This window comes from Protofrankia sp. Cas3 (assembly GCF_963555955.1).
Taxonomy (GTDB): domain Bacteria; phylum Actinomycetota; class Actinomycetes; order Frankiales; family Frankiaceae; genus Protofrankia.
In genome coordinates this window covers 22,954-31,852 of record NZ_CAUVXP010000058.1, presented here as the reverse complement: position 1 = coordinate 31,852, position 8,899 = coordinate 22,954, and the positions used below count along the sequence as shown (strand labels likewise).

General features: G+C 68.1%; 8 protein-coding genes and 1 riboswitch. Of the genes, 2 read left to right on the top strand and 6 right to left on the bottom strand.

Translation table 11 applies throughout. The features are described from left to right. The coding region (locus U9983_RS13085) for a magnesium and cobalt transport protein CorA (protein WP_322754285.1) at positions 1–835 on the bottom strand (835 nt) is incomplete at its 3' end. A gap of 402 nt (positions 836–1,237) precedes the next feature. Continuing rightward, positions 1,238–1,405, bottom strand: a riboswitch (M-box (ykoK) riboswitch). 130 nt (positions 1,406–1,535) lie between these two features. Continuing rightward, on the bottom strand, positions 1,536–2,000 hold the full coding sequence (locus tag U9983_RS13080) for a hypothetical protein (protein WP_322749228.1): 465 nt from the start codon (positions 1,998–2,000) through the stop codon (positions 1,536–1,538). Positions 2,001–2,116: 116 nt separating this feature from the next. Here U9983_RS13080 and U9983_RS13075 point away from each other — a divergent pair, with 116 nt between their 5' ends. Next, a complete protein-coding gene (locus tag U9983_RS13075; RefSeq protein ID WP_322754284.1) occupies positions 2,117–2,791 on the top strand; it encodes an O-methyltransferase in 675 nt (224 codons plus the stop codon). Positions 2,792–2,892: 101 nt separating this feature from the next. On the opposite strand, the gene U9983_RS13070 is transcribed toward U9983_RS13075, so the two are convergent. After that, on the bottom strand, positions 2,893–4,560 hold the full coding sequence (locus tag U9983_RS13070; RefSeq protein ID WP_322754283.1) for a DivIVA domain-containing protein: 1,668 nt from the start codon (positions 4,558–4,560) through the stop codon (positions 2,893–2,895). Between the two features lie 202 nt (positions 4,561–4,762). On the opposite strand from U9983_RS13070, the gene U9983_RS13065 reads away from it, so the two are divergent. Continuing rightward, on the top strand, positions 4,763–5,392 hold the full coding sequence (locus U9983_RS13065; RefSeq protein ID WP_322754282.1) for a nucleotidyltransferase family protein: 630 nt from the start codon (positions 4,763–4,765) through the stop codon (positions 5,390–5,392). On the opposite strand, the gene U9983_RS13060 is transcribed toward U9983_RS13065, so the two are convergent. From U9983_RS13060 to U9983_RS13050, 3 genes are all read right to left on the bottom strand, one after another. After that, complete coding sequence (locus U9983_RS13060) at positions 5,357–5,830, bottom strand: nuclear transport factor 2 family protein (RefSeq protein ID WP_322754281.1); 474 nt, start codon at positions 5,828–5,830, stop codon at positions 5,357–5,359. The genes U9983_RS13065 and U9983_RS13060 overlap by 36 nt on opposite strands. 63 nt (positions 5,831–5,893) lie before the next feature. Beyond that, the gene (locus tag U9983_RS13055) at positions 5,894–7,408 is read right to left on the bottom strand and encodes a nickel/cobalt transporter (protein ID WP_322754280.1); all 1,515 of its coding nucleotides are present in this window, start codon (positions 7,406–7,408) and stop codon (positions 5,894–5,896) included. After that, positions 7,408–8,748, bottom strand: a complete 1,341-nt coding sequence (locus U9983_RS13050) for a tetratricopeptide repeat protein (RefSeq protein WP_322754279.1) — start codon at positions 8,746–8,748, stop codon at positions 7,408–7,410. The genes U9983_RS13055 and U9983_RS13050 overlap by 1 nt, the downstream gene beginning before the upstream one ends. Positions 8,749–8,899: the final 151 nt, after the last annotated feature.

Genomic DNA, 8,899 nt, shown 5'->3' with positions numbered 1-8,899 from the left:
GCTCCAGACTCGCCTCGGTCAGGATCTTCATCTCTTCGTTCTGGCGCTGCCCGACCAGTGCGGCGTTCACGGTGAGGATGTTCACCAGCAGCTGCCGGAAGCCCTCGATGCGCTCCACGACCTGGACGACATGATCGGACACGTCACGCAGGTACTGCTGCAGCTCTGCGTCGACGCCGTACTTCACAAATCCCGACGCCAACGCGGCCAGCATCCCAAGGAGCGGCTTGGTGGCCCGCTGGAACTCGATGACCTCCCGGGACAGCTCATAGATCCGCCGGCTCACCTCGGGGTCCCCGCGGAACACCTCGGTCTCGATCTCGTCGATATCGTTTTCCAGCCCCGCCACCACCGGCGCATAGTCGTCCACGACCCGGTCGAGGATGGCGTAGAGCACCGCCTCCGGCCCTCTGGCGAGCAACTCCGGATCGGACTCCATCCGCCGCCGTACCTTCGGCAGGTCCGGGGCGTCACCATGACGCACGGTGATCACATAATCATCACCGACGAAGACGTGCAGCTCGAAGAACTCGACTTCTTCGCGGGTGTCGTTGTAGCGCGCCGCACGCAGGACCACGAACAGGGTCGTGCCGTACCGCTCCAGTTTCGGTCGCTGATGCGCCTGTACGGCGTCCTCGACCGCGAGCTCGTGCAGATCGAACTCGTTCGCGATCGAGGCGATCTCGCACCGGTCCGGACGGACCAGGCCGATCCACGCGAGGTCCTGCTTGTGTTCGTCATGGCGCTCACGCAGGAGTTGATAGGTCTCACCCAACGAGTTCGGCCGCGCAAAACGCCGACCCTCGGTGTAGAACGCGTTCTCCATCACGGTCATCACGCCAGCTCCTCAAGGGGCTTACGGGCCGTGCCGGTAGGCGCCGCCGGGCTCACAGCGGCGTTCGGAGCACTCGTTGATCCAGCGCGCCTACCGGAGCAGCCCATGAGTCATGGCTTGCACTCCAGTCCACCCGCATGGACGAACAGGGCGCAGCGCCCTCGCCGACGCGAACCAGAGCCCGGCGGCGATGTCGGTCGTACAGAGGTATGCCGTACAGGTACAGGTACGGGGACCGGACTCAGGCGGCGGGGGTCGCCGAGCCAGCCAAGGACAGGCACGGACTATGGCCGGGACTCATCCCGCCACCTCCTTTCACCGCCGGGCGCCCGTGGGCACACTTCACCTGCGCAGACAGTGATCGCACGAATCGTGCCCAGCCCAGCACCGGACCACGTGCGGAACACCCCTCCTCGTCAGAGCTTTGGCACTGCACGGCGTAATCCCAACCAGGAAGCCACCTGGGCCCACCCCTTAGCTCGGGGAGAGCTGTCCTGACCCGGGGCGTCTCTCGACGTTCGGGGTCAGTGGCCTGTGTCCGTGCAGACGCCTCACCGAACGAGGTGCCGCATCCCAAGCGTGCCGCCCGAAACGGTGCCCTGTCAAACCGCCGGCGGGTGATATTGCTCCGGACATGCCCCAACCTACACCTTCCATACCGAAAGGGTAACTCATGTTACTTTAAGTAGTTTTTTGACTCTCAGGCGCCGGGTCCGAACGCGGGTCGCCCAGCCTGCTCACGCTCGGACGCCTTCATCCGGGCCTCGTAGACATGTCGCCGGCCACCGGTCAGCGCGTCCCGGACCATCCGCTCGGACTCCACGAATGTTCGGAAGTAGCCGTCGTCATACTCCTCGACCACCTGGAAGGTCCACCGGCCGTCGAGGACGTTCCGCCCGAACAGGTCCCGACGCACCCGGTCGGCTATGTCAGCGTGCCCGGCGTTCTCCAGCTCCGCCAACGCCGACCCGAGCATGAGATCGGCACGACCGGACATCTGGTGGAACGCGTAGAGATGGCCTCTCGCCCGTTCCACCCACTCCAACGCCTCGCTGATCTTTCCAACCGCGTGAACGGTGTCGCCGGCCAGCTCCGGGGCAGTACGGTCGGCGCTCTGCGGGATCGGGGCCGGGGCCGGGGCCGGGGTCCGGGGGTTCGTTCTCACACCCCGCAATTGCCCGGCATGCACCCGGGCGACACGGCATCCCCAGCGGAAAGCTGAAGGTCAACAACGACAATCCGAGAAGAGGCGGTTGCAGATGGGAGTAGTAGCCTGCCTGTATGGCCAATTTTGACCGTGCGGCCGATTCACCGATCCTCGCACGCGGCATCCAGCCCTACATCGCAATCCACAGCTCACCGCCGGAGGAGCTCCTCGTCGATCTCGCCGAGGAAACCCGACGGAGGTTCGGTTATATGGCCGACATGCAGATCGGCGCCGAGCTCGGCACGCTGCTGACCATGCTGACAGCGAGCACGGGGGCACGCCGGGCGATCGAGGTCGGCACGTTCACCGGATACTCCTCGGTCTGCATCGCCCGTGGGCTGCCCGCCGACGGGCAGCTGCTCTGCTGTGACGTGAACGAGGACTGGACCTCGCTCGCGCGTGAGTACTGGAAGCGCGCCGGCCTGGACGACCAGATCGAGCTACGGCTCGGCCCGGCCGCGACCACCATCGCCGCGCTGCCCGCCGAGCCCAGCTATGACATCGCCTTCATCGACGCAGACAAGATCTCCTACCAGACGTACTTCGACCTGCTGGTGCCGCGGATGCGCGTGGGCGGGCTGATCGTCGCCGACAACGTGCTGCAGGGTGGCTATGTCGTGGATGCGGCAAGCCAGGAGGTGAACGTCCGGGCAATCCGGGCATTCAACCAGGCCGTGGTCGCCGATAATCGGGTGCAGGCCGTTCTGCTGGCGGTTTCGGACGGTCTGACAATCGCCCGGAAGCTGTAACCTCCCGTGCCGTGCCGTGCCGTGCCGGCAACGGCGAGCGCGCCCATGGCCTGCCATGCCGCGCCCGCCCTCGCTTTCGATTACCGCAGCCACACCGGCACTCAATCGGAACTGACGACCAGATAATCCTGGACGCGGGCGAACTCGCGCTCAAGAAAGTCGAGGAAATCGTCGACCTCGTACTCCCGGTAGCCCCCGAAAAACCGGGTCGTATCGAACTTGACAGCACTGATGTCGGCCGGCGCGAGGCATGCGGGAAACGAACCGGGATCCCGCTGCCGGCCGTCTCCGGCGGATTTCACCAGAGCGTGCATGACGGCCAGATCCTGCGCCACCCGGTCGAGGAAGTCATTAACCTGATCAACCTTGTAGCCAACACCGAGCTGCGTCCGGGTAAACAACTTTCCCGCCACCTCCGGACCGGTTATACCAGCGTGGTAGGAAAGACCGCGCCCACCGGTCCGGCCGGCACCCGCCACCGCGGACATAAATTTCTGGAGGTTTGCGAACTCCCGCGCGACAACGCTGAGGAAGTCATCGACCTCCTGTTCGCAGTAGCCACTGAGAAACCTCGTCGGGTTGAAGGTCGTCGAGCTGATCTCCGTCGGGGTCACGCGCAGGACGAGTTCGCTCGGATCCGGTCGGTAGCCGCTCTCGACCGATCGCACAAGTGTGTGCAGGCGGTGCAACTCCGCGGCAGTCCGGTCGAGGAAGGCGTCAACACCGACCATGGTGTAGCCGGTGCGCAGGCGGGTGGCGCTGAACGCCTTCATGCTGAGGTCGTGGGATGTCACGATCGGCCGGTAGACGGGATGGCGGGAACCGCGTTCACCGCCCGCCTGCGAAAGCGGCGACTGTGGCTGCATTCCGCGCCGTACCGGCGGGGCCTGCGCCACTCCAGCGGGCGCCACCCGAGCTGATGCCGTCGGAGCCGACGTCGGCGGAGCTGACACCGTGGGAGCCGGCGCTTGCTGCGGCACCGATACCCGGGAGGGCCGTGGCTGGATAGGCAGCGGGATGGTCTGCCCCGGCTGAAGCTGCCGCGGCACCTGCACGACACCGCTTCGCTGCGCAGTATCACTGTTATACCGGCTGATGCCGTCATACCGTCCGATAATATCGTAACGGGCGGTATCGTCATGATACGCACTATCATCAGGAGCAATGTCATCGTGCGCAATGTCATCGTGTGCAATGTCATCGTGTGCAATACCGTCCGGCCAGAGAATCGCCGGACGGACAAGGGCGTCCAGCGGCACGCTGATCCGTCCAGCGAGGTCTGCCGCCCAGCGTTCGACCGGCACCGCCGCCGGTGATTCGCCGCCCGGGGGTGGCCAGTGCATGGACACCCGATGCGCGACCGCCCGTGCCAACAGGTCGGTCGTACCGCCGGCAATCAGGTCGAGTTCCTTCGACCACCGGACCGCGACAACAAGGTCGGGACGGGCCAGCTGTCGTTCGATCTGAAGGAAACGCTCCAGCTCATGCCGGCACTGGGCATTCCGGAAAAAAGCAGGGGTCATGACCGCTATGAGGATGGCCGCGGCGTTCGCGGGGTCCGCCGTACCGGCAATCCGCTCGTGCCACAGCTCACCCCAGCGGGGATCCCGGCGATCGCAGAAAACTCGGAACGAAGAGTGACCCGTTCGGGTTCGGATGTCATCCTCGAGCGCGGCCGCGAGCTCCGCCAGGGAAGCACCGTGCCGCGCATGGTCCGCGTCGGCGTAGCTGAGGAAGGCGACCGGCGCCGAACCAGGCTGGCTGGGCACACGGACCTCCCGCGCACTGCCGCGCGGAAACGCACTGATCAGGGACCTTTTCACCGTTCCTGACCATATAGTCGGCAGCCGAATCCGACGATGTGATCCAGAAAATGACACCCAAATATAGCCGAAGAAGAATTAGATAGATAATCATGAAGATATATACCAACTGCAATAAAATCGGATGCGGCGCCGTAGGATGGCATTCATGGTGGACGCCCAGGCGGGCGGCGTGGGTGGGCTCGTCCTGGCGGCCGGGGCCGGGCGCCGGTTCGGCGGTCCCAAAGCCCTGGCCACGCTGGACGGCGAACCGCTGGTCGAGCGGGCGGCTCGGCTGCTCGCAGCCGGCGGCTGTGCGCCGGTCTTCGTGGTGCTCGGAGCAGCCGCGGCCGAGGTCACCAGATCCGCGACGTTGCCAGGAGTGCAGGTCGTCCTCGCCCCGGACTGGGCCGAAGGGATGGGGAGCTCGCTTCGGCGCGGGCTCGACGCGGTTGCCGACACCGCCCTCGACGCGGTGATCATTGCGCTCGTCGACCAGCCCCTGATCGGCCCGCAGGCCGTACGCCGGCTGCTCGACGCCCACGCGTCCGGCGCGGTCGCGGCGGTCGCCACCTACGGCGGGCAACCGCGTAATCCTGTGTTGTTACGGCGTGAGACATGGGCCGAGGTGTGCGCCCATGCCCGTGGTGACGTGGGCGCGCGCGCCTGGCTGCACGCCCACCCCGACCGCGTCGTCACGGTGGCGTGCGACGGAACCGGCTCCCCCGACGACATCGACACACCGGCGGATCTCGCCCGCCTGTCAGCCGCGACTGCCCCCGATGGCCGTGGCCGATGATGGGGATCGGGCCGGCCGTCGGTTCAGCTGGAACAGCCGGTGCCGGATGCGCCACCCGTCCGGTGTGCGGACGACCGCGTCGGTGTACTGGCCGGAACTGGCACGCCGGTCGGGCAGGACGCCGAGGACACGGCTGTGCAGCACCGGCTCGCCGCCGTCCTCGGTCACATAGATGTTGGTGATGTGGTGGGCGAGCGGATGGTCCGCGCCGTCCATGTGATGCCGGATGGCGTCGAGCCCGTCGAGCCGCGGAGCGTCGACGTCAGTGAGATCGAAAACCGCATCCGCGGCGAAGACGTACGCCAGACCCGGCCAGTCCCGGGCGTCGATGAGATCTCCGTACCGCGCTGCGATCTCATGCAGTGCCAACCTGTCCGCGGTCCCGATGCCCACTGCCTCGCTGCCCACTACGTCGATGCCCACTTCGTCGCTGCCCACTAGACCCGTCCTTGTCCCATGCGCCGGTCACGATGCCCGAAGCCATTGTGGTGCAACGGGTTGTCAGATGCCGAACTGGACCCCCGCGCGCAGCACAATGATCGCCCCGGCCACGACGATGACACCCGCGGTGGCCACCGGGGTCCAGCGGGCGGCCACACCGGTGAGCCTCGGAGCGGCGGCGCTGGCCCGTCGCAGCAGCGGACGGTGCGCCCGGTCCAGCAGAATGCCGATGCTGACCAACGCCACGGCCATACCCACGCCGTAGGCGAAGACCAACACGACGCCGAACCAGGCGCGTCCGAGTGCGACGGCGCCCAGCAGCACGACGACCGCGGTCGGAGTCGGGACGAGACCGCCGGCGAACCCCATCGCAAGCAGGCCACGCAGTTTCGGCGACCCCTCGGGGAGGGCATGGGTATGCCGGCGTCCACCGTGTGTGTGCGTGTGCCCATGATCATGGTCGTGGCCACCCGCATGGTCATGGCCACCCGCATGGTCATGGCCACCCGCATGGTCATGGTGCTCATGGCCGACCCGACGAGACGCGAGCCGGCTGCGCAGCAGCGTGACGCCGAGGCTCACCATCAGCGTGCCGCTGGCGATGCCGAGCCACGGGTACAACCGTTCCGGGGCAAGGTTCGTCGACACCGACAGCGCCACCCCCAGCAGCAGTACGCCGAGCGTGTGGGTCACGGTCACCGCCAGCGCCATCAGGGCGAGGTCCCGACGGGACGCCCGGTTGCCGGCGATCCGGGCCGCCATCACCGTCTTGCCGTGCCCGGGAGCGAACGCGTGGACCGCACCGAGGCCGACCGCCAGCATGACGGCCAGCAGGCCCATGCCGAACGAGAGCGTCCGGCGCCCGACCAACGCGGTGAAACGCCCGGTGAGCCCGCTCGACCCGGCCGGGCGCACAGCGGAACTCTGGTTGCCGTCGAGGGGGTCGAGGACCGACGGTCCGCCCGGCTGTACCCGCAGTGTCGCGCTGGTGACGTCGGACGGGCTGGACAGCGGGTCCGACGGATACGAGGCGAGCAGCCCACTCGACGACCGGGTGGGAACATCACTGGCGACAAGGGTGGTCCGATCACCCAACGCCACGGTCTCCCGCCAACCCACCCGGTCGGTGTAGGCCCGCAACGTGTACCCGACCGATGCGGGGGTGTCGCCGGTCTCGACCGCGTACCTGCAGACCAGCCGCAGCAGCGACAGGCCGCCCGCCCCCGGTGGGAAGCTCAGGGTGCCCGCGGTCGGCGTGAGTGGGCGGGCCCGGCCGTCCACGGTCAGGTCGGCCTGGCCCGCGATGCGCCCGCATTCCTGCTCCCGCCAGTTCGTGGCGCCGACAGCGTCGATCGCCGGACGGGTCTGGGTGGTCGGGATCTCGGCCATGTCCACGATGACGTCGACGAGCACCCGGTCCGGCTGCACCCGCAGCACGCTGGAGGTGTTCACGGTGTAGTTACCCAGCGGATGAGCCGATGCCGCTCCCGCCGACAGGCCGACGATGGCCAGGGCGATCACCGCGACCGCCGACCAGCGCCACCGGGCTGGCTGGCCCGGCCGCGTCGTCGCCATCACCGGCCGCCGGCAAGGGTGGCCAGCAGCGTCGCGGCGCGTGGGGCGTGCAGCGGGGAGAAGTACGGGTTCGTGGCGAGCGCGGTCCGCAGGTCTGCCGCTGCCGCGTCCCGCTGCCCGAGCGACGCCTCGATCACGCCGAGGTGGTAGCGCAGAAGTGCACGCTGGGTACCGAGCGCAACCGCGGCGCGTGCGTGGACAAGGGCCTCGGAGTCCCGGCCGAGCTGGTGCAGTGCCCAGGCGTCGGCGTCCTGGACGAATATCCCGACGCGGGTCCTGATCTGCAGATCAGTGGTCGCGAACGCGGCGGCCGGGTCCCCGTGGTCGGCCTCGAACAGGGCCAGGTCCACGCCGACGTCCACCCGCTGCGTGCGGAACAGATCAGCCGTGGTTCGCGCCAGTGAATACTGGGTCCGCGCCTCGTCTCTCCGGCCCACCGACTCCAGCAGTTCCCCATACTCGATGACCAGCGCCGGCGTCGGCATTCGGGTCACCACGCTCTGGTAGTCGGCCAGTGCGGTCTCGATCTGGCCGCGGGCCGCGGCCACCCGGGCCCGCCCGCCGAGCAACGTTGCCGAGGACGGATCTCTTTCCAGACCCCGGCGGTAGGCATCGTCGGCACCGTCACGATCACCGCTGTTCCACGCGAGCTCGCCGAGGTGGAAGAGGGCGAACGCGGCATCCGACGGGGATGTCGCGTCGGCGAGCACGCGCTCCATGGCGTTGCGGGCATCGGCGACGTCGCCCTGCAGCTCGAACGCGTAGGAGACCCGGGCCAGTGAGGCGACATCCGGCCGCAGGTCGACCGTGTGCTGGACAGCCTCCCAGGCCTGCGGGTAGCGGCCGAGCTCGATCAGCGCGTCCGCGCGTATTCCGCCGGCGGTCGCGCTGTACGGATTGATCGCTATCGCCGCGTCGGCGAGCCGCAGCGCCTCGACGAAGTCATGGCGGGCCGCCGCCAGCGCCGCCTGCCCGGCCAGCGCGGCGTCATTGTCATCCGGTCGGATCGCCAGGGAGCGGGCCAGCGCGGTCTCGGCCCGCGGGTAGTAGGTCGGGTCGCCGGTGACCCTGGCCCGCTCGACGTATGTGGTGCCAAGCGCCGCCCAGGCCGTCCAGTCGCCGGGAACGAGACCCAGGTGCCGTTGGAGATCGCTGACGGCCCGGGTCGACACGTCCTGCGATGCGGGCCCGGTGGCCCCCGGTGCCGGCGCCCGGGGTGCCGACGCCCGCGGATCAGTGCCCCCGAGCACGCCGGTGGGGATCAGCGTCGCTCCCGCCAGCAGAGCGACCGCGGCCGTCACCACCGCCCCGATCATCGTGGCGGCTTGTCGTTTCCTCATCTGGGTTCCCTCCCGGTGGCGGGCCTGCACAGTGCTGTTCGCAGCAGGCCGGCCTCCGGATGGGAGGAAGCATGTCGGGTTTCTGACACCCGGCCGGTCATTGATACCCATCCGAACGGCCGCGGCGCACGAACAAGGGATGTCGCGACCG